Annotated in this window: 17 protein-coding genes; 12 read left to right on the forward strand and 5 right to left on the reverse strand. The window is 72.0% G+C overall.

The features are described 5' to 3' along the window. Positions 1-7 precede the first annotated feature (7 nt). On the reverse strand, positions 8-1,540 hold the full coding sequence (locus tag ABD999_RS10710) for an AMP-binding protein (protein ID WP_345482659.1): 1,533 nt from the start codon (positions 1,538-1,540) through the stop codon (positions 8-10). A gap of 53 nt (positions 1,541-1,593) precedes the next feature. Continuing rightward, entirely contained in the window at positions 1,594-2,001 is a 408-nt protein-coding gene (locus ABD999_RS10715) for a nuclear transport factor 2 family protein (RefSeq protein ID WP_271280449.1), read from the reverse strand. A gap of 49 nt (positions 2,002-2,050) precedes the next feature. Between ABD999_RS10715 and ABD999_RS10720 the strand changes: the two genes are divergently transcribed. The 4 genes from ABD999_RS10720 to ABD999_RS10735 all read left to right on the forward strand — a co-directional run bounded on the left by ABD999_RS10720 (position 2,051) and on the right by ABD999_RS10735 (position 5,649). Continuing rightward, positions 2,051-2,806, forward strand: a complete 756-nt coding sequence (locus tag ABD999_RS10720) for an enoyl-CoA hydratase/isomerase family protein (protein WP_271280448.1) — start codon at positions 2,051-2,053, stop codon at positions 2,804-2,806. Positions 2,807-2,940: 134 nt separating this feature from the next. Next, complete coding sequence (locus ABD999_RS10725) at positions 2,941-3,720, forward strand: ABC transporter ATP-binding protein (RefSeq protein WP_148035411.1); 780 nt, start codon at positions 2,941-2,943, stop codon at positions 3,718-3,720. Next, complete coding sequence (locus tag ABD999_RS10730; RefSeq protein ID WP_148035410.1) at positions 3,717-4,571, forward strand: ABC transporter permease; 855 nt, start codon at positions 3,717-3,719, stop codon at positions 4,569-4,571. The genes ABD999_RS10725 and ABD999_RS10730 overlap by 4 nt, the downstream gene beginning before the upstream one ends. 34 nt (positions 4,572-4,605) lie before the next feature. Next, positions 4,606-5,649, forward strand: coding sequence for an ABC transporter substrate-binding protein (locus ABD999_RS10735; protein ID WP_219542914.1), 1,044 nt, complete (start codon positions 4,606-4,608; stop codon positions 5,647-5,649). A 54-nt stretch (positions 5,650-5,703) separates the two neighbouring features. Here the strand turns inward: ABD999_RS10735 and ABD999_RS10740 are convergent, their stop codons facing one another. Then, positions 5,704-6,492: a FadR/GntR family transcriptional regulator gene (locus ABD999_RS10740; RefSeq protein WP_148035408.1), complete on the reverse strand. Its 789-nt coding sequence runs from the start codon at positions 6,490-6,492 to the stop codon at positions 5,704-5,706. A gap of 90 nt (positions 6,493-6,582) precedes the next feature. Next, complete coding sequence (locus ABD999_RS10745) at positions 6,583-8,145, reverse strand: class I adenylate-forming enzyme family protein (RefSeq protein WP_271277338.1); 1,563 nt, start codon at positions 8,143-8,145, stop codon at positions 6,583-6,585. Between the two features lie 94 nt (positions 8,146-8,239). On the opposite strand from ABD999_RS10745, the gene ABD999_RS10750 reads away from it, so the two are divergent. The 8 genes from ABD999_RS10750 to ABD999_RS10785 all read left to right on the forward strand — a co-directional run bounded on the left by ABD999_RS10750 (position 8,240) and on the right by ABD999_RS10785 (position 17,686). Beyond that, complete coding sequence (locus ABD999_RS10750) at positions 8,240-9,052, forward strand: enoyl-CoA hydratase-related protein (RefSeq protein ID WP_271277339.1); 813 nt, start codon at positions 8,240-8,242, stop codon at positions 9,050-9,052. Positions 9,053-9,061: 9 nt separating this feature from the next. Beyond that, on the forward strand, positions 9,062-10,618 hold the full coding sequence (locus ABD999_RS10755; RefSeq protein ID WP_271277340.1) for a FadD3 family acyl-CoA ligase: 1,557 nt from the start codon (positions 9,062-9,064) through the stop codon (positions 10,616-10,618). Between the two features lie 91 nt (positions 10,619-10,709). Then, positions 10,710-11,918 carry an ABC transporter substrate-binding protein gene (locus ABD999_RS10760; RefSeq protein WP_271277341.1) on the forward strand — a complete coding sequence of 403 codons (1,209 nt, stop codon included), beginning with the start codon at positions 10,710-10,712 and terminating at the stop codon, positions 11,916-11,918. Continuing rightward, a complete protein-coding gene (locus tag ABD999_RS10765) occupies positions 11,915-12,772 on the forward strand; it encodes a branched-chain amino acid ABC transporter permease (protein ID WP_271277342.1) in 858 nt (285 codons plus the stop codon). Before ABD999_RS10760 ends, ABD999_RS10765 begins: the two co-directional genes overlap by 4 nt. Then, complete coding sequence (locus ABD999_RS10770; protein ID WP_271277343.1) at positions 12,769-14,586, forward strand: branched-chain amino acid ABC transporter ATP-binding protein/permease; 1,818 nt, start codon at positions 12,769-12,771, stop codon at positions 14,584-14,586. The genes ABD999_RS10765 and ABD999_RS10770 overlap by 4 nt, the downstream gene beginning before the upstream one ends. After that, positions 14,583-15,302 carry an ABC transporter ATP-binding protein gene (locus ABD999_RS10775; protein ID WP_271277344.1) on the forward strand — a complete coding sequence of 240 codons (720 nt, stop codon included), beginning with the start codon at positions 14,583-14,585 and terminating at the stop codon, positions 15,300-15,302. Before ABD999_RS10770 ends, ABD999_RS10775 begins: the two co-directional genes overlap by 4 nt. A gap of 21 nt (positions 15,303-15,323) precedes the next feature. Further along, positions 15,324-16,469, forward strand: coding sequence for an acyl-CoA dehydrogenase family protein (locus ABD999_RS10780; RefSeq protein ID WP_148035400.1), 1,146 nt, complete (start codon positions 15,324-15,326; stop codon positions 16,467-16,469). Beyond that, the gene (locus ABD999_RS10785; protein WP_271277345.1) at positions 16,466-17,686 is read left to right on the forward strand and encodes an acetyl-CoA C-acetyltransferase; all 1,221 of its coding nucleotides are present in this window, start codon (positions 16,466-16,468) and stop codon (positions 17,684-17,686) included. Before ABD999_RS10780 ends, ABD999_RS10785 begins: the two co-directional genes overlap by 4 nt. Before the next feature lie 3 nt (positions 17,687-17,689). Here the strand turns inward: ABD999_RS10785 and ABD999_RS10790 are convergent, their stop codons facing one another. Further along, entirely contained in the window at positions 17,690-19,195 is a 1,506-nt protein-coding gene (locus ABD999_RS10790) for a class I adenylate-forming enzyme family protein (RefSeq protein WP_271277346.1), read from the reverse strand. Positions 19,196-19,197 lie beyond the last annotated feature (2 nt).

A 19,197-nucleotide genomic window follows, 5' to 3' on the forward strand; every position in this document is an offset into this window, starting at 1 on the left:
GCGGCGGTCAGCCCGGCCGGCGGAGCAGGTCCACGGCGAGCTCCTGGAGGCGCGGTTTGGCGATCTTGCCGACCGCGCCGCGCGGGAGCTCGTCGAGGATCCAGACGCGCCGGGGCACCTTGAAGTTCGCCAGCCGCTCGCGGCACCAGGCGAGGAGTTCGCTCTCGTCCAGCTCTCCGGAGACGACCACGAAGGCCGCCGTCACCTCGCCGAGGCGGTCGTCGGGCACGCCGACGACCGCCGCGTCCGTCACCGACGGATGGTCGGCGAGGACGTGCTCGACCTCCGCCGGGTAGACGTTGAACCCGCCCACGATGACCATGTCCCTGGTCCGCCCGGCGATGCGCACGTAGCCGTCCTCGCCGATCCAGCCCAGATCGCCCGTACGGAGCCAGCCGTCGCGCATCACCTCGGCCGTGGCGTCGGGGTCGTCGAGATAGCCGGCCATGACGTTGGAGCCGGTCACCTCGATCTCGCCCACCACGGGGCTGCCCGTCGCGTCCGGCGCCCAGACGCGCGCCCGGACGCCGTCGATGGGCCGGCCGATCGTGTCGCACACCAGGTCTAGCGGGTCGCCGGGGCGCGTCATGGTGCACACCCCGGTCGCCTCGGTCAGCCCGTAGCCGATGACCACGTCGCCGACCCCCAGCTCCTGCTTGAGGTCCCGTACGAGAGCGGGCGGCACGATCGCGGACCCGATGACCGCCACGCGGATGGCCGGCTCGCCGGGGATGTCGCCGTTCCGGCGGGCCGCGACCACGTACCGCTGCGCGGCGGGCGGCGCGTTGAGCACCGCGACCGGCAGCGTGCGGACGACCTCGGCGATCGACTCCGCCGACACCACGGGGATCAGCACCGCGGTCGCCCGCACCTGGAACGGCGAGATGAGACCGGTCTTGAACCCGCCGATGTGCGCGAGCGGATAGGTCACCGGGTAGACGTCGCCCCGGCCGAGCCCGACGACCTCGGCCCAGGTGCGGGCGGTGGTGAGGAACGGCTCCTGCCGGAGCACCGCGCCCTTGGGCCGCCCGGTGGTGCCCGACGTGAACTGGATCGCGATGATCTCGCCCGGCTCGACCCGTGCCGCCGCACCCGCGCCGGCGCGGAACTCGTCCCATCCCACCGCGCCCTCGGGCACGTCGGGGCCGAGGGCGATCACCTGGGCGCCGCCCGCGATAGGGAGCGCCTCGGCCGCCAGCCGCCGCCCCGCGAGCAGGCCGGGGGCGACCAGGAAGGGGGCGGAGACCCGGGGCAGGATCGCGGCCACCTCGGCGCTCGTGTAGCGCGGGTTGAGCGGGACGAGCACGCCCCCGGCCACGATGGCCGAGAGCATGGCGACGGTGCAGTCGATCGTGTTCGCGGCCCAGCAGGCCACCCGGTCGCCGGGGCGCAGGCCGTGCGCGATCCAGGCGGCGGCGCCCTCGCGCACGCGCGCGTGCAGCTCGGCGTACGTCACCGACTCTCCCTCGCACATCAGCGCGGGGACGTCCGCGGCGTCTCCGGCCGCGGCTGCCAGCAGCGTCTCGATCGTCGTCGTCATGGTGAGTGGCCCTCCCGAGTAGAGGACATCATTGCCGAATCACGCACGAAAGGTCATCCCGCCCGGCTCGTCCGGCTGCTGATGCGCCAGCCCTCCGGCGTACGGACGAGCTCGTCGGTGTAGACCCCGAAGACCCGCACCGCCGGTGTGCCGGTGGTGTCGCCGAAGAACAGGAAGTACGAGACCGCGGTGGCGGTATCGCCGGTCACGGTCACGTGCAGCGGGACCACCAGGTGGCGGGTGTTCGTGCCGGGCCCGCTGACGCCTTCGGCGCGGCGCTGCCGGGTGGCGGCGACGATCTCGTCCGCGCCGTGCTGGGTGCTGCCGCCGAAGCTCCAGGTGGCGTCGGAGGTGTAGAGCGCGCGGTAGTCGTCCGGCTCGCCCTCGTCGGCGAGGTGGGCGGCGAGCCCGATGAGGGAGCGGATGAGGACCTCGTCCTCGGCGTGGCTGGTGTCGACCATTGCCGCAATCTATCATTTTAATGATGTAAATCATAAGAGGAGAGTGCTCATGATCGTGGTGTCCGAGCCCCGGCCGCGCGTCCGTCTCGTCACACTCGACCGTCCCGCCCGCCGCAACGCGCTGGACCTGGCGGGCTTCCGCGACCTGGCCGCCGCCTGGCGGGAGGTGGCGGCCTCCGGCGCGGGGGTCGTCGTGGTGACGGGCGGGAGCGACTTCTCCTCCGGCGCCGACCTCGCAACGTTCTCCGCCGACGTCGCCGCGGCGATCCGCGGTGGCCGGTCCTCCGCTGGGGCCTCCGCGCCCGACGCCGGCGGGCCCGCCGCGGCGGTGTGGGCCGATGTGCACCACGCGCTGCTGCGTGACGTGGTGCTGGAGGTCCCGGTCGTGGCCGCGATCGAGGGCATCTGCTTCGGCGCCGGGATGGAGCTGGCGGGCGCGACCGACATCCGGATCGCCGGGGAGTCGGCGCTGTTCTCGTTGCCGGAGGTGCGGCACGGGTTCATCGCGAGTGGCGGGTCGGTGGCCCGGCTGCCCCGGCAGATCGGCTACCCGGCGGCGATGCAGGTGATGCTCACGGGTGAGCGCTTCGGCGCGGAGCGGATGCGCGCGTGGGGGTTCGTCGGCGAGGTGGTGCCGGACGGCGCCGCGCTCGGTCGCGCCCTCGACCTGGCCGAGCTGATCGCCGGCCACCCGGCCGCCGCCGTGCGCGGGATCAAGCGCGCCGTGGGTGAGGGCGTGCGCGGCACGCTCGCGGACGCGTACGCCGTCGAGTCGCGGGTGTCGGACGAGGTGCTGGGCGGGTGAGCGGCCGTGGATCGGAAGGTTACGGGTTGGCCTTAACCGGGGCAACGGCCTTGTCGCTGACCCATGCTTTGCGTATCTTATTAATGATTGAGTATTAGATCAGTGCTGATGGCAGCGCTCAGAAAGGCGTTCGCATGCCGCCCACACAGCCCGTGAAGATCGCCGTGCGCAAGCTCGGCAAGGTCTTCTCCAGCGGCGCCGGCTCCGTCCGCGCGCTGGACGAGATCGTGCTGGACGTCCACGACGGCGAGTTCCTGTGCCTGCTCGGCCCCTCGGGCTGCGGCAAGACCACCCTGCTCAGGGTCATGGCCGGGCTGGAGCGGCCGTCCAGCGGCACGATCGACATGCGGCACGACGACCCGTCCCGATCCCTGTCGGCCGTGGTCTTCCAGGACTACTCCGTCTTCCCGTGGAAGACGATCAGGGAGAACGTCATCTTCCCGCTGCTCCAGACCGGAGTCCGGAGGGCGCGGGCCAAGGAGATCGCCGATCACTGGCTCGCCCAGCTCGACCTGTCCGGCTTCGAGAACGCGTACCCGGACACCGTCTCCGGCGGCATGAAGCAGCGGGTCGCGATCGCCAGGGCGCTCGCCGTCGAGCCCGAGACGCTGCTCATGGACGAGCCGCTGGCCGCGCTCGACGCCCAGCTCCGCCTGCTGCTCCAGGAGAAGCTGCTGGACCTGTGGCAGGCCAACCAGAACACGGTCGTCTTCGTCACCCACTCGATCGACGAGGCGCTGCTGCTCGGCGACCGGATCGCGGTGATGAGCGCGCGGCCCGGCCGGATCGCCACGGTGATCGACGTGCCCTTCGACCGGCCGCGGCACCCTGACGAGATCCGCGCCTCGCCCGACTTCGCCGCCCTGCGCGACGAGATCTGGCACCGACTGCGAAGGGAACTCCAGCCCGCATGAGCCCCGTCACCCGCGACCAGGAGGCCGTCGAGAGCACCGGCACCTGGCGGACGATCGCCCCAGGACCGGCCGAGCTCGACCCGCGCGGCTACGCCCGCCGCCGCACGCTCATGGAGCGCGGCCTGGCGATCCTCGTGCCGGTCGCGCTCATCAGCCTGTGGCAGCTGCTGGCCGGGGCCGGGGTGCTGGAGAGCAACTACTTCCCCCCGCCCAGCGACATCGCGGCCTCCTGGGCCGATCTCCTGGCCAGCGGCGTCTACCAGGAGTCGGTGCTGGCCAGCCTGAGCCGCATCGTCTCCGGCTACCTGCTCGGCACGTCCTGCGCGGTCGCGCTCGGCATGGTGATCGGCTCCGTACGGCTGCTCAGGGTGGCGCTCGAACCCACGATCTCGGCGCTCTACACGGTGCCGAAGCTGGCGATCCTGCCGCTGCTGCTGCTCATCTTCGGCCTCGGCGAGACCAGCAAGATCCTCCTGGTCGCGCTGACCTGCTTCTTCGTCGTGCTCATCAACACGATCGACGCGGTCAGCAGCGTCTCCCCCCGCTACCACGACGTGGGGCGCTCGTGCGGCGCCTCGCGCTGGTCCACGCTCGTGCACATCACGCTGCCGGCGGCGCTGCCGCAGACCCTCACCGGGATGCGCATCGCCTCCGGCCTCGCCGTCATCGTCATCGTCGGCGCCGAGTTCGTCGCCGCCGACGCCGGCCTGGGATTCCTCGTGTGGAACTCGTGGAACCTCGGCGTCCCCGAGCACATGTACGTGGGCATCGTCTCGATCTCGCTGATCGGCGTGATCGTCGGCCTGGTGCTCCGGGGCGTCGAATGGCTGCTCACCCCCTGGAACCGGTGACTTCCCCCCACCGGCCGATCGAAAGGAACGACCCGTGACCGCACGGCTCTCGTTGAGCAGGCGCGTCATGGCCGCGCTCGCCCTCCCCATCCTCGCCCTCGGCGCGCTGACCGCCTGCGGCGCCGAGGAGGAGACCGGCACGCCCGCCAGTGACACCACCCGCACGCTCAAAGTCGGCTACATCTCCGGCACCTCGCTGGGCCCGGCCTTCGTCGCCGACGCCCTCGGGTGCTACCGCGACGAGGGCCTGACCATCGAGTTCGAGCCCATCAAGAACCCGGCCGACGCGATCGCCTTCCTCGCCACCGACAAGCTCGACGCCTACGTCGGCTCGCCGTCGGCCGGCATGTTCAACCAGGTCGCGAAGGGCGCCGAGCTCAAGATGGTCGCCTCGCTCGGCTCGGTGAACACGCCGGAGGGCGAGGCCGCGCCGAGCGGCCTGTTCGGCGCCAAGTCGATCAAGTCGGTGGAGGAGCTCAAGGGCAAGCGGGTGGCCCTGCTCGGCTCCGTCGGCTCGGCCACCTCCTACCTGCTGGGCAAGTCGCTCGAAGCCGGCGGGCTGAGCTTCGGCGACGTCGAGCTGGTCACCCTCGGCAGCTCCGACATGGTGCCCGCGCTCAAGAACGGCGGCGTGGAGGCCGCGCTGCTGTTCGCGCCCGAGACCCAGAAGGCCATCGACCAGGACGTGGCGCACGCCCTGGTCGACTCGAAGAAGGCGTACGGATCGAGCACCACGGCCGGCATCATCTTCGGCACCAAGCTGCTGAAGACCGAGCGGGCCACCGGGGTGAGCTTCCTGAAGGCCAACGCCTGCGCGGCCAAGCGGTTCGAGGGTGACTGGCGCAAGGACGCCGAGATCGTCAAGATGCTGGCCGACTTCATGAAGGTGCCGGAGAACACCATCAGCGGCGGCGGTCTCTACGCCTTCGACAGCAGCCTGGCCATCAACGAGGGCACGCTGACCGAGATGCAGGAGATGTTCGTGAAGGTCGAGGGCATCCTCACCTACACCGATCTGCTCCCGGCCGACAAGCTCGTGGACGACACGCTCAGGGCCGAGGCCGTGGGCGCGGCCTGACCCGTACGGACGAGAAACGGCCGCCGGGAGACCGGCGGCCGTTTCCGTGTGAGGTCAGCGCGTGCCGTAGTCGATGTTGTCGAGCAGGTCGGTGTTGACCAGGTCGTTCTGCGAGGCGCCCAGGCTGGAGCTCCGCGTCGCGTCCAGGTGGGCGGTGGCCAGCTTGACGGCGCGGGCCCCGTCGCCGGCCTCGATCGCGTCGACGATCTTCTCGTGGTCGCGCAGCGCCGCCCTGAGCGACTTGCGCGCCATGGGGGAGTCGGTGTCGTCGCCCGCCGGGACGTCACCCCACACCGTGGACTCGTGGGCGGTCCAGATGAGCTCCAGCGAGCCGATGATGACGATCATCGTCTCGTTGCCGCACGTCTCGACGATCTTCTCGTGGAAGCGCCGGGCCAGCAGCGGGAACTGCTCCGCGTCGTCGAACGCCGCCTGCTGCTCCGCGATGACCTTGCGGAGCTCGGGCACGGTGGTCTCGGCCCGGTCGGGGCGGGCGGCGCAGAGCGCGACACAGGTCGGCTCCAGGCTCAGCAGCGCCCCGCTCACGTCGGACATCGTGGTGCGGCGGGTCTGCAGCACCATGCTGATCGTGCGGGCGATGCGCTGCGGAGTGGGCAGGTGGACGACGGCGCCGCCGACGTTGCCGCGGCGCACCGACACCAGCCCTTCGGTCTCCAGGATGCGCATCGCCTCGCGCACGGCCGGCAGGCTGACCCGGAACTCCGTGAAGAGATGCTCCTGCCTGGGCAGGCTGTCTCCTTCGGTGAGCCGGCCCGAGAGGATGTCGTCGCGCAGCTTCGCGGCGACGATCTCGGCGAGACGCGGCTGTCGTAGCTGTCGCACGCGTGCCTCTTCTCTCCTATGGTTTCCGGGAGCGGGCGAGGCGCCGGACAGGCGCTCGCGACACCGCTGTCAATCTTACAATCTTTATGACTACAGCATAACTTCCTTGGGCGGGGCGCTTGTCCGCAACTGGCGGCGCAGCACCTTGCCCACGTCGTTGCGCGGCATGGCGTCGACGGCGACGAAGGACACCGGCACCTTGTAGGGCGCCAGGTGCTCCCGGCACCACGCGGTCAGCTGCCCTTCGTCCACCTCGCCGTCGACCGGCACGATCCACGCGCAGGGCACCTCGCCGAGCCGGCGGTCGGGCACGCCCGCGACGGCCGCGTCGCGCACCGAGGGGTGGCGCCGCAGCACCTCCTCCACCTCGTCGGGGAAGACCTTGAGGCCGCCCCGGTTGATCATGTCGCTGACCCTGCCCTCGATCCACAGGAACCCGTCGGCGTCGAGCCGGCCGACGTCGCCGGTGCGCAGGAACCCGTCGAGCATCCGGTCGGCGTCCTCGTCGCCCGCGACCGCGTACCCGCGCATGCGGTAGGGGGAGCGGACGTGGATGTGGCCCGGCTCGCCCGCCGGCAGGTCCTGGTCGTGCTCGTCGAGTATCCGGACGTCCACGTCGTCGTAGGGGCGGCCGACCGCGCCGAGCTTCTCCGTGCCGTAGGTGCGGATGTCCTCGATCGTCCAGCCGACGACCTCGCCGCCGAGCTCGGTCTGCCCGTACGAGTTGAGCACGAGCACGCCGTACCGGTCGTGGAAGCGCTGGGCGACGGCGGGGGAGAGCGGCGCGGTGATGGAGCGCACGATCTGCAGCGGCTCCAGGGTGTCGACCCCGTCCGCCTCGCTGAGCATGGTGATCATGGCGGGCGCGAGCACCGTCGAGGTCAGCTCGTGCTCGCGCACCGCCCTGGCGAACTCCTCCGGCGTGAACCGGTCGAGCAGCACCACGCCGAACCCGGCGCGGAACGAGAAGAGCGTGTTGAAGATCCCCGCCCACAGCGCCAGGGACAGGGGGATCAGGTTGGCCCGCAGCTCCGCCCGGGGCTCGCGCGGCCCCGAGCTCCGCCGGCGCAGCTTGCGCAGGCTCGCGTCCAGCGCGTCCAGCGTGCCGTCGTGGCGCAGCAGGACCGCCTTGGGCTTGCCGGTCGTCCCCGACGTGCGCAGCACCAGGGCGATGTCGTCGTCGTACGTGGTCGCGTCCGCCGGCACGGGCCTGCGGGTGCGGGCGCTCCAGGTGGTCTCGTCGAGCTCCACGACGCCGATGCCGGCGTCCCGCCCCTCAAGGTCCCCGGTGGTGCCCAGGAGCAGGCACACGGGGGTGTCGTCAATGAGCGCCGCCACCTCGTGGCCCGTCATGCGGTGGTTGACCGGCATGTAGACGGCCCCGGCCCGCCAGGCCGCGAACATCGCCACCACGCCGGAGGCGCCGGACCCGACCAGCGCCCCGACCGGATGACCCGGCCGGACCCCGGCCCTCGTCAGCTCGCCGGCCACCCGGGACACGGCGGCGCGCAGCTCTGCCAGGGTCAGGGTGCTGCTGGTCGAATGCACGACGGTGGCCTCGTCGAGCGCGGGCAGCTCGTCGAGGAGCTCCGTCAGCGATCGCCCGGCCGGCCCGGTGGCCTGCCCGTCCCCCCGTGGAACGCTCGTGCTCATCCGCGTCCTCTCCATGAAACGCAATCATTACAAAGATAGTAACATCTATACGTAGGAGTGACGGGATCAAAGAGTGCATCTTTATAATGCTTGCATGTATAGCGAGTATCCCGCTGTGGAAGGCCTGGTCACAGGGCTTTCCGAAGGCGTGCTCTCCCTGCGCCTGGCCGACCCGCGCCGGCGCAACGCGCTCAACGACCGCTCCCTGCGCGCCGTCATCGACGCCCTGGAGCTGGCCCATAACGACGAACGGGTACGCGCCGTACTCCTGTCGGGCGAGGGCGGCGACTTCTGCAGCGGCTTCGACATCGTGGCGCGCAACGCGGGCTCCGGCGGCCGGCCCAGGCCGGGCGCGATCCAGCGGCGGCTGCCGTCGCAGGCCCACCGGCTGATCCCCCAGCTGTGCGAGCTGCAGGTGCCGGTGGTGTGCGCCGTCACGGGGTACGCGGTCGGGATCGGCTTCCAGCTCGCCCTGGCCTCGGACTTCGTGGTCGCCGACACCACGGCGACCTTCTGGCAGCCGTTCATCACCCGGGGCATGACGCCGGACAGCGGCGCCACCTGGCTGACCGCCCGCGCGGTCGGCCCGCTGCGCGCCCGCCGCCTGCTCATGCTCGGCGAGCGCCTCGACGCCGACACCGCGAGCGCGTGGGGCGTCGTGCACGAGGTCGTCGAGCCGGGCCGGGCGGACGAGGCGGCGGGCGCGCTCGCCGCCCGGCTGGCGGCCGGGCCGACGGTGGCGCTGGGCCTCACCAAGGCCCTGATCAACCAGGCCGCCGACGCCGCGCTCCGCGAGCAGCTGCCGGCCGAGGCGTTCGCGCTGGAGGTCTCCTCCCGCGCCCAGGACTTCCGCGAGGGCCTGAGCGCCTTCGTGGAGAAGCGCGAGCCGAAGTTCACCGGGAAATAGGAGGCCTTGATGGACACGGAGCGGACCGTTCCGCGCATGCTGATGGCCGGGGTCGAACGGTTCGGCGACCGGCCGGCGGTCATCGACGGCGAGACTGAGCTGACGTACCGGGAGCTGCTGGCCGCGGCGCTGGAGGTGACGCGCGGCGCCATCGCGCTCGGCGTCCGGCCGGGCGACCGGGTGGGCATCTGGGCGCCCAACACCCACCGCTGGATCGTCGCCTCGCTGGGCCTGCACTGCGCCGGCGCCACCGTGGTCCCGCTCAACACCCGCTACCGCGGCCGCGAGGCCCGGGAGATCCTCGGCCGGGTCCGGGCGAAGGCGGTCTTCCTGGACAACGGCTTCCTCGGCTACGACTACGCGGCGGCGCTGCGGGAGCGTGACGGGGACGAGCCCGCGCTCGGCGAGCTCGCCGTGGTCGACATGCTCGACGGCGGGAGCTGGGGCGACTTCCTGGCGGGCGGCGCGGCGGTGAGCCCGGAGACCGCGAGGGAGACGGCGCTGGCCGTGGACCCCGCCGACCTGAGCGAGGTCATCTTCACCTCCGGCACCACCGGCCGGGCCAAGGGCGTGACGATCCCGCACGGCACCTGCCTGGACCTGTACGCGGCGTACGGCCGGATCTGGGGGCTGCGGCCCGGGGACCGCTACCTGGTGTCGCTGCCGTTCTTCCACACCGGCGGCAACAAGGCGGGCATCATCACGAGCCTGATGAACGGGCTGACGATCGTGCCGCTCGCCGTGTTCGACCCGGTGGAGGTCATGCGGATCATCGAGTCCGCCCGGATCTCGGTGATGAACGGGCCGCCCACCATCTACTACTCGCTGCTGGAGAGCCCCGGCCGGGAGTCCTTCGACCTCGGGTCGCTGCGCGTGGCCGCCACCGGTGCGGCCGTCGTGCCGGTGGCGCTGGTCGAGCGGGCCCGCTCCGAGTTGCCGTTCGAGCACTTCATCACCGCGTACGGGATGAGCGAGTGCTTCGGCACCGCGACGATGTGCCGCGCGGGCGACTCCGCCGACGTGATCGCCCGCACCAACGGGCGCGCGCTGCCGGGCGTCGAGCTGCGGGTCGTGGACGCCGAGGGCCGCGACCTGCCGCCGGGCGAGCCGGGCGAGGTGCTGATCCGCGGCGCCAACGTCACCCCCGGCTACTGGGAGGACCCCGCCGCCACGGCGGAGGCGATCGACGCGGAGGGCTGGCTGCACTCGGGCGACGTCGGCACGCTCGACGCCGACGGCAACCTCAAGATCACCGACCGGATCAAGGACCTCTTCTTCGTCGGCGGGTTCAACGTCTCGCCCGCCGAGGTCGAGCAGGCGCTCGCGCGCCACCCGGCGGTCTCCGAGGTGGCGGTGGTCGGCGTGCCGGACGCCCGGCTCGGCGAGGTGGCCAGGGCGTACGTGGTGCGCCGGCGCGACGCCGAGGCCACCGGCGAGGAGATCATCTCCTGGGCGCGGGAGCGGCTGGCCAACTTCAAGGTCCCCCGTACGGTCGAGTTCGTCGAGGAGCTGCCCCGCAACGCCAGCGGCAAGGTGCTGAGGCGCGACCTGCGCGCGGCACTCTGACCTTTTCACCGTCGCCCCATTGCCAAGGAGAGACCCTTGTGCCAGCCTTCTCTTACTAGGATTCAATCATAGATAAGATTGGATTGATTCAATGAAGGGCCACCGGGCGAGGTGGGCGGTTCTGGCGGCCGCCCTGCTCGCGCTCCCGGCATGCGGCGCCGCCGCAGAGGAAGCCGGGACAGCGGGCGCGGACGACGCCCCCTACGTGATCATGGTGAGCGCCGGCAGCGATGCCGGGCCCGTCACCGACCAGCTCATCACCGGCGTGAACTCGGTCAAGGCCGGCGTCGCGACGGTCAACGAGTCCGGTGGCGTAAACGGGCGGCAGATCAAGCTCATCGAGTCGCCGGACAACGCCAACCCCACCAAGGCGGTGTCCGGCCTGCGCGCGCAGCTCGCCAAGGAGAAGCCCGACGCCTACATCGTGACGGCCGGCACCCAGGTCAGCTCGGCGGTCGCGCCGATCCTGAACCAGAACAAGATCCTGTTCATGAACTCGGCCAACATCGACGACACGGCCGACCCCAAGCAGCACCCGCTGGCCTTCAACCTGGCCGCCTCACCCCGCGTGGTGGTCGAGGACTACCTGCCGGTGTTCGAGTCCAACGGCTACAAGAAGATCGGCATCCTGCACGGCAACTCCCCGTACGCCAAGAACTTCGGCGAACTGTCCGAGACCGTGTTCAAGGAGAACGGCTACGAGGTCGTGGGCAAGGTCGAGTACGACTCCGCCGCGCTCGACATGACCGCCCAGATCTCCGCGCTCCGCGACGCCGACCCCGACGTGGTCGTCTTCAACGCCTACGGCGCCCCCACCGGGTACGTGCTCAAGGGCATCACCAAGCTGGGCTGGGACGTCCCGCTGCTCGGTGAGACGTCGGTCGCCTCGACCCCGCTGGTCACCCAGGAGCCCCCCGAGGGCCTGCTGGGCTCGGCCGAGGTGAAGAATCTCAAGATCGAGGTGAACGCGGCCACGGTCTACGACCCGGCGGCGGAGGCCACGAACAAGGCCGTCGCGAAGATGAAGGAGCTCGGCGGCATCAAGGGCGCGATGGTCAACGTCCTCGGCTACGACGGCGTCCTGCTCATCGCCGCCGGGGCCAAGGACGCCGGCAGCACCGACGCCGCGGCCATCGCCAAGTCGCTGGAGAAGCCGGAGGTCAACGGCAACGCGGGCACCGCGGTCTACGCGAGCTACCCGTACTCGGCGGAGTCGCACGAGCCGAAGCTGGCGCGCGGCACCCACACGTTCGTGGACCCCGCCCCGATCGTCAACGGCCAGATGGGCGCGTCCAAGTGACGCTCGTCTACGCAGGGCTGTCGCTGGGAGCCGTGTACGCGCTCGTGGCCATCGGTTACAACATCGTCTACGTGGCCTCGCGGTCGTTCAACTTCGCGCAGGCCCAGCTGATGATGATCGGCGCCTTCGTCGCCTACGCCGGCCACGTCACGTTCGGGCTCCCGGCGCCGGCCGTCATCCTCCTGACGATGGCCGTGGTCATGCTCATCGCCGCCATCCTGGAGCGCGTCGCCGTCCGGCCCGTCGCGGACCACCAGACCCAGCTGATCACCACGCTCGGCTTCGGCACGGTCCTGACGGGCCTGGCCCAGCTCATCTGGGGCACCCAGCCGCTGGAGGTGCCGTTCATCGGCTCCAAGGAGGCGATCACGCTCGCCGGCGGCCGGGTGTACACCTTCGAGCTCGGCCTGATCGCCATGGCCGTGCTGCTCGTGGTGGGCATCCACCTCTACACCCGCAGGCGGCTCAACGGCCTCGCCGTGGTCGCGATGTCGCAGGACGCCGAGGCGGCCGTGCTGCGCGGGGTCAACGTGCGCACGCTGGCCTTCGCCGCGTTCGCCGTCACCGGGCTGCTCGCCGGGCTGATGGGCTTCTTCATCGGCCCCAAGACGTTCGCCGTCGCGACGCTCGGCTCGGCGCTGGCCCTGAAGGGCTTCGTGGCGCTGGCGATCGGCGGCTTCGGCAGCTTCTACGGCGGGCTGGCCGGCGGCTTCACCGTCGGGCTGGTGGAGGAGCACGCGGCCCGCTACCTCGGCTCGGAGTTCAGCAACCTGAGCGTCTTCGCGATCCTCCTGCTGGTGCTGATGATCCGGCCCACGGGTCTGTTCGGCAAGGTCCAGGAACGGGCGGTGTGACGACGTTGAAGGCGTGGGCAGCCCTCCGGGCGGTGCCGTCGTGGGTGTACCCGGCGCTGCTGGGCGCTCTGCTGCTGGCGCTGCCGTTCCTGGGCGCGGACTACGGGCTCACCCGGCAGGTGGAGCTGACGCTCATCATGGCGCTCATCGTCAGCGGCCTGAACCTGTCGCTCGGGTACGCGGGCCAGCTCGCCATCGGTCAGGTGGCCATGTACGCGGCCGGCGCCTACACGGCGGCGATCATCTCCAAGGCCGGGACCACCGACCTGCTGGTCCACCTGCTCGTGGCGGGGCTGGCGGCGCTGGTCGTCGGCATCCTCACCGGCATCCCCGGGCTCCGGCTGGGCTCCTGGTCGCTGGCCATGACCTCGTTCTTCCTGGTGCTGCTGGTGCCCGACGTGGTGACGATCCTGGAGGAGCACACCGGAGGCGCGCACGGCCTCTCCGGCATCCCGCCCGCCACGCTGTTCGGCTACCAGCTCGGGCCCGAGGAGTTCTACTTCTGCGTGGTCGCGGTCACGATCCTGTGGTTCGCGGCGTTCCGCAACATCGTGGCCTCCCGGCACGGGATCGCCTTCCAGGTGCTCAAGCAGAGCCCGGTGCTGGCGTCGTCGGTCGGCATGTCCGTCTTCCGCACCAAGCTGGCCGGGTACGCGATCGGCGCCGTCCCCGCCGGGCTCGCGGGCGCGCTCTTCGCCAACCTGGACCTGTTCGTCTCGCTGGACGCCTTCAGCTTCCACGTCGCGACCGGCGCGCTGGCCGCCTCCATCCTGGGCGGCTCGGTCAGCGTGTACGGGGCGCTGCTCGGCGCGGGAGTCGTGGAGTACGGCAACTCCCAGTCGAGCAGCTTCCAGGAGTACTCGCTGGTGTTCTTCGGCCTGTTCCTCCTGATCGGCGGCGTGCTGATGAGCGGCGGCGTGGCCGGCGCGGCACGCAAGCTGGCCGCCCGTCTCGATCGGGCCGCCGGCGTGCTGCCCGGCGCGAAGGCCGGCACGGAGACGGAGATCGCGCCCATCACCGGCGGCACGATGGAGGTCACCGGCGTGGCCAAGGCCTTCGGCGGCAACCAGGCGCTCACGAACGCGGCGCTGCGTGCCGAACCCGGCCGGGTCACGGCCCTGATCGGCCCCAACGGCTCCGGCAAGACCACGCTGCTCAACCTCGTCTGCGGCTACTACCGCAGGGACGCGGGCACGATCACGCTGGACGGCAAGGAGATCGGCACGGCGGCGACGCACGCCATCGCCAGGCTGGGCGTGGCGCGGACGTTCCAGACCCCGCTGATCCCGCCCGGCATCTCCGTCAGGGACGTCGTGGCCTCCGGCCGCTACACCGCCGAGCCCGCCTCGTTCGGCGGCGCGATCCTGCGCACCCGGCGCTTCCGCCGGGTCCAGCGGCGCGACCGTGAGCAGGCCGGCCAGGCCCTCGCGCTCGTCGGGCTGGGCCACCTGGCCGACACCGAGGCGGCCACGCTGCCGCTCGGCATGCGCAGGCTGCTGGAGGTCGCGCGGGCTCTGGTCGCCGAGCCCAAGGTGCTGCTGCTCGACGAGGTGGCCTCCGGGCTGGACGAGGCCGAGGTGGAGACCCTGGCCGCGCTCATCCGCCGGATCCGCGACGCGGGCTGCACGGTCATCCTGGTCGAGCACAACTTCGGCCTGGTGCTGTCGCTGGCCGACGAGATCGTGGTGCTGGCCCGCGGCTCCGTGCTCGCCTCCGGCACCCCGGCCGAGATCGAGGCCGACCCGCGGGTGCGCGACGAGTACCTCGGCGTGACCGACGACTCGGTCACCACCGGCAAGGAGGGACACGCATGAGCGACGCCCTGCTGACCGTGGCCGGCCTCGCCACCGGCTACGGCGACCTGCGCGCGGTCTGGGACGTCTCGTTCGAGGCCAGGCCCGGCCAGGTCACCGCGCTGCTCGGCCGCAACGGCTCGGGCAAGACCACCACGCTGCGCGCCGTCGCCGGGCTCAACCCGGTGCACGGCGGCGAGCTGGTCTACGACGGCCGCCCGCTGGCCTCCGTTCCGGCGCACGCCCGGGTCAAGCTCGGGATCAGCTACGTCCAGGAGGGCAAGCGGGTCTTCCGGGAGCAGTCCGTACAGGAGAACCTGCTCCTCGGCGGCTACAGCCTCGGCCTGCGCCGCAGGGCGCTGGAAGGCGAGCTGGACCGGATCCACGAGCTGTTCCCGATCCTGCGCGAGAAGCGCGACTCCCCGGCGGGCGCGCTGTCCGGCGGCCAGCAGCAGATGGTCGCCATCGGGCAGGCCCTGATGGCCAGGCCGCGCCTGCTCATGCTCGACGAGCCGTCCGGCGGCCTGGCGCCGTCGGTGGTGGCCGAGGTGATGGCCAGGGTGTCGGAGCTGAAGGCGTCGGGGCTGGCGATCGTGCTGGTGGAGCAGGCGGTCGAGGCCGCGGTCGAGGTCGCCGACCACGTGACGGTGATCGACGTCGGCAAGGTCGTGGTGAGCTCCCCGGTGGCCGAGATCGACGACCTGGAGCGGATCAAGGACGCCTGCATGGGCAGGTGACGTGAGAAAGGAAGACGACACATGGACAGCGGGGACTTCGCCGCCGTTCTGAGCACCGTACGGGAGTTCGTACGCGAGGTCGTGGTGCCCGCGGAGGACGTGATCGAGGAGACCGACGAGATCCCCGAGCGGATCCGCGGCGCCGCCGCCGGGATGGGCCTGTTCGGCTACACCGTCCCCGAGGAGTACGGCGGGCTCGGCTGCGACGCCGAGCAGGACGCCCGCCTGGCCATGGAGCTCGGTTACACCACCCCGTCGTTCCGCTCGATGTTCGGCACCAACAACGGCATCGCCGGGCAGGTGCTGGTCAACTTCGGCACCGAGCGGCAGAAGGCGGAGTTCCTGCCGCGGATGGCGGCGGGGGAGTGCGTGGCCTCGTTCGCGCTGACGGAGCCGGAGGCCGGGTCCGACCCGAGCGGCCTGCGCACCCGCGCCGTGCGCGACGGCGACGACTACGTCATCGACGGCCACAAGCGCTTCATCACCAACGCCGACCGGTCGGACGTCCTCATGGTGTTCGCCCGTACCGGGGAGGCCGGCCCGAAGGGCATCTCGGTCTTCGCCGTGGACACGCGCACGCCGGGTGTGACCGTGGGCCCCAGGGACAAGAAGATGGGGCAGCGCGGCTCCCACACCAGCGAGATCCACTTCGACGGTGTCCGGGTGCCCGCCTCGCGGCTGATCGGCGAGGTGGAGAACGAAGGGTTCGCCGCCGCCATGCGCTCGCTGGCCAAGGGCCGGCTGCACATCGCGGCCTGCTGCGTCGGCCTGGCGCAGCGGCTGGTCGACGAGAGCGTGCGGTACGCCGCGTCGGCGAAGCAGGGCGGCACCGTGATCGGCACCTTCCAGCAGGTGCAGGCGATGATCGCGGACTCGCAGACCGAGCTGATGGCCGGCCGCGCGCTCGTGCTCTCCGCCGCCCGCGCCTACGACGACGGCACCGACCGGCGGATCGGGCCGTCCAGCGCGAAGCTGTTCTGCAGCGAGATGGCCGGCCGGGTCGCCGACCGCGCGGTGCAGATCCACGGCGGCAGCGGCTACATGCACGGGGTGCCGGTCGAGCGCCTCTACCGCGACGCCCGGCTCTACCGCATCTACGAAGGGACCAGCGAGGTGCAGAAGTTGATCATCGCCAGGAATCTGATGCGTGAGGTGGCCACCCGATGACCGGCTCCCGTGACGCCGTGATCTGCGAGCCGGTGCGGACCCCGATCGGCCGTTACGGCGGCTCGCTCAAGGCGCTCCCCGCCCCCGAGCTGGGCGCCCAGGCGCTGCGCGGGCTGCTCGCCCGCACCGGACTCCAGCCCGAGGCGATCGACGACGTCGTGCTCGGCCACTGCTACCCGACGAGCGAGGCCCCGGCCATCGGCCGCGTCGTCGCGCTGGACGCGGGGCTGCCCGTCACCGTGCCGGGGCTCACCGTCGACCGGCGCTGCGGCTCCGGCCTGCAGGCGATCCTGTACGCGGCCAGGGAGGTCGCGACAGGAAACGCCGACGTGGTCGTCGCCGGCGGCGTCGAGAGCATGAGCAACGCCGCCCACTTCTCCTTCGACCTCCGGTGGGGCGCCCGGCAGGGCGGGGTCCAGCTGCACGACAGCCTGGAGCGCGGCCGGGTCACCGCGGGCGGCCGCCACCACCCGGTGCCCGGCGGGATGCTGGAGACGGCGGAGAACCTGCGCCGCGAGTACGCCATCCCCCGCGAGGAGCAGGACGAGCTCGCGCTGCTGTCGCACCGGCGGGCCGTCGAGGCGCAGCGCGACGGCAGGAGCGCCGAGGAGATCATCCCGGTCACGGTCCCCGTCAAGGGCGGCGAGACGACCGTGGACCGCGACGAGCACCCGCGCGCCGATACCACGCTGGAGTCACTGGCCCGGCTGCGCCCCATCCGCGCCGCCGCCGACCCCGAGTCGACGGTCACCGCGGGCAACGCCAGCGGCCAGAACGACGCCGCCGCGCTCTGCGTCGTCACCACCCTCGACCGGGCCGCGGCGCTCGGCCTGCGCCCGCTGGTGCGGCTCGTGTCGTCGGGAGTCGGCGCGGTCGAGCCGCACCGGATGGGCATCGGGCCGGTCCCGGCCACCCGCGTCGCGCTGGACCGGGCCGGGCTGCGGCTGGCCGACATGGACCTCATCGAGCTCAACGAGGCGTTCGCGGCCCAGGCCCTCGCGGTCATGCGCGAGTGGCGGTTCGGCGAGAAGGACCTGGAGCGTACGAACCCGCGCGGCTCCGGCATCTCGCTCGGCCACCCGGTCGGCGCCACCGGCACCCGCATGGTCGGCGCCCTCGCCCGCGAACTGCACCGCCGCGAGCAACGCTACGGCCTGGCCACTCTCTGCATCGGCGGCGGCCAGGGCATCGCCGCCGTCTTCGAGCGGATCACCTGACGATCACGAGCCGGATGCCAGGAGTGCCTTCAGGCGCTCCTGGCTCACCTTCATTGACGGCGTACGAGGGAGCGCGTCCAGCGGGACGAAGCGGACCGGCACCTGGTAAGGCGTCAGCCGGGCGCGCGCCCAGGTCTCCAGCTCGGCCGGGTCGAAGGCGGCGCCGTCGGCCACCTCGACGGCCGCGACCGGCACCTCGCCGAGCCGCTGGTCGGGCAGGCCGACCACGGCGGCGTCGCGTACCGAGGGATGCTCCTTGAGCACCTCGGCCACCGCGCCCGCCGACACCTTGAAACCGCCCCGGATGATCACGTCGTCGGTCCGGCCGACGACCCACAGGAAGCCGTCCTCGTCGACCCGCGCCAGGTCGGTGGTCTCCTGCCAGCGGTCGGGGTCCGGCGACTGCGGCGTGCGCACGTCCAGCCGGCCGACCTCGCCCGTGGGCACCGGCTCGCCCGTCTCCGGGTCGCGCACCCGTACGCCCACCCCCGGATGCACCCGGCCCACGCTGCCCCACTTGGCGTCGCGGTGGCGCTCCCAGTCCTTCATCGTCCAGCCCGCGATGCCGCCGGCGAACTCGGTCGCCCCGTACGTGACCAGCACCGCGACGTCGTAGACGTCCTCGAACCGGCGCGCGACCTCCGGCCTGAGCGGCGCGGTGCCGCACACCACCGCGCGGACCCCGGCGAACACCGCCGGATCGACCCCGGCGTCCAGGACCATCCGCAGCGAGGTCGGCGTGAGCGCCAGCACCCGCGCGTCGTACGAGGTCACCAGCCGCACCAGGCCGTCCACCGTGAACCGCTCCAGCATCGCCACGCTCCGCCCCTCCAACAGGTTGAGCAGCAGCCGGAACAGCCCGCTGGTGTGCAGGATGGGCGCGACCACGATCGCCACCCCGGAGCGCAGCCGCGCCCGCCACGGCCGTCCCGACTCGTAGTGCGCGGCCCCGGCGAAGCTGGCCTCCAGGTTGCGGAAGCCGACCGGGACGCGCTTGGGCGGGCCGGTGGTGCCGCTCGTCAGCATGCTCACCGCGACCCCGGGCAGCGCCCGCGCCGCGATCTCCCCGGCGTCCAGCGCGCACCCGGTGACCACCGTGACCGTGCCAGGCTCGTACGCGGGCACGGACAGCCCGAGCACCCCGGCCGACCGGGCGGCCGTCACCAGGCTCTCCGACTCCCAGTCGGCCGCGTCGGCGACCACCGCCACCAGATCCAGGTCACCGACGTCCTTCGCCAGCGCGTCCGCCGGCTGCACGGGGCTGAGCGAGACGACGCAGTAACGCCCGGCCAGCGACCCGAGCACCGCCCCGACGACGCCGGGCCGGTTGCGCATCACCACGCCCACCCGCGCGCCCTCCGGCGCCCCGACCGCCCGCAGCCGCTCGTCCAGCGCGCGGGCGCCCGCGGCCAGGTCGCCCCACGCGCACCACCGGCCGTCCAGCTCCAGCGCCCGCGCGTCCGTGTCCACGTCGAGGACCGCTTCCAGCCGCTCCGGCAGACCTGTCATGT

Source organism: Nonomuraea ferruginea, from assembly GCF_039540635.1.
GTDB classification, from domain to species: domain Bacteria; phylum Actinomycetota; class Actinomycetes; order Streptosporangiales; family Streptosporangiaceae; genus Nonomuraea; species Nonomuraea ferruginea.

Coding starts and splice junctions, on each gene's coding strand:
- ABD999_RS10790 (WP_271277346.1), bottom strand. CDS start 19,195: ATGACAGGTCTGCCGGAGCGGCTGGAAGCGGTCCTCGACGTGGACACG.
- ABD999_RS10775 (WP_271277344.1), top strand. CDS start 14,583: ATGAGCGACGCCCTGCTGACCGTGGCCGGCCTCGCCACCGGCTACGGC.
- ABD999_RS10730 (WP_148035410.1), top strand. CDS start 3,717: ATGAGCCCCGTCACCCGCGACCAGGAGGCCGTCGAGAGCACCGGCACC.
- ABD999_RS10745 (WP_271277338.1), bottom strand. CDS start 8,145: ATGAGCACGAGCGTTCCACGGGGGGACGGGCAGGCCACCGGGCCGGCC.
- ABD999_RS10755 (WP_271277340.1), top strand. CDS start 9,062: ATGGACACGGAGCGGACCGTTCCGCGCATGCTGATGGCCGGGGTCGAA.
- ABD999_RS10715 (WP_271280449.1), bottom strand. CDS start 2,001: ATGGTCGACACCAGCCACGCCGAGGACGAGGTCCTCATCCGCTCCCTC.
- ABD999_RS10785 (WP_271277345.1), top strand. CDS start 16,466: ATGACCGGCTCCCGTGACGCCGTGATCTGCGAGCCGGTGCGGACCCCG.
- ABD999_RS10750 (WP_271277339.1), top strand. CDS start 8,240: ATGTATAGCGAGTATCCCGCTGTGGAAGGCCTGGTCACAGGGCTTTCC.
- ABD999_RS10720 (WP_271280448.1), top strand. CDS start 2,051: ATGATCGTGGTGTCCGAGCCCCGGCCGCGCGTCCGTCTCGTCACACTC.
- ABD999_RS10725 (WP_148035411.1), top strand. CDS start 2,941: ATGCCGCCCACACAGCCCGTGAAGATCGCCGTGCGCAAGCTCGGCAAG.
- ABD999_RS10780 (WP_148035400.1), top strand. CDS start 15,324: ATGGACAGCGGGGACTTCGCCGCCGTTCTGAGCACCGTACGGGAGTTC.
- ABD999_RS10760 (WP_271277341.1), top strand. CDS start 10,710: ATGAAGGGCCACCGGGCGAGGTGGGCGGTTCTGGCGGCCGCCCTGCTC.
- ABD999_RS10710 (WP_345482659.1), bottom strand. CDS start 1,540: ATGACGACGACGATCGAGACGCTGCTGGCAGCCGCGGCCGGAGACGCC.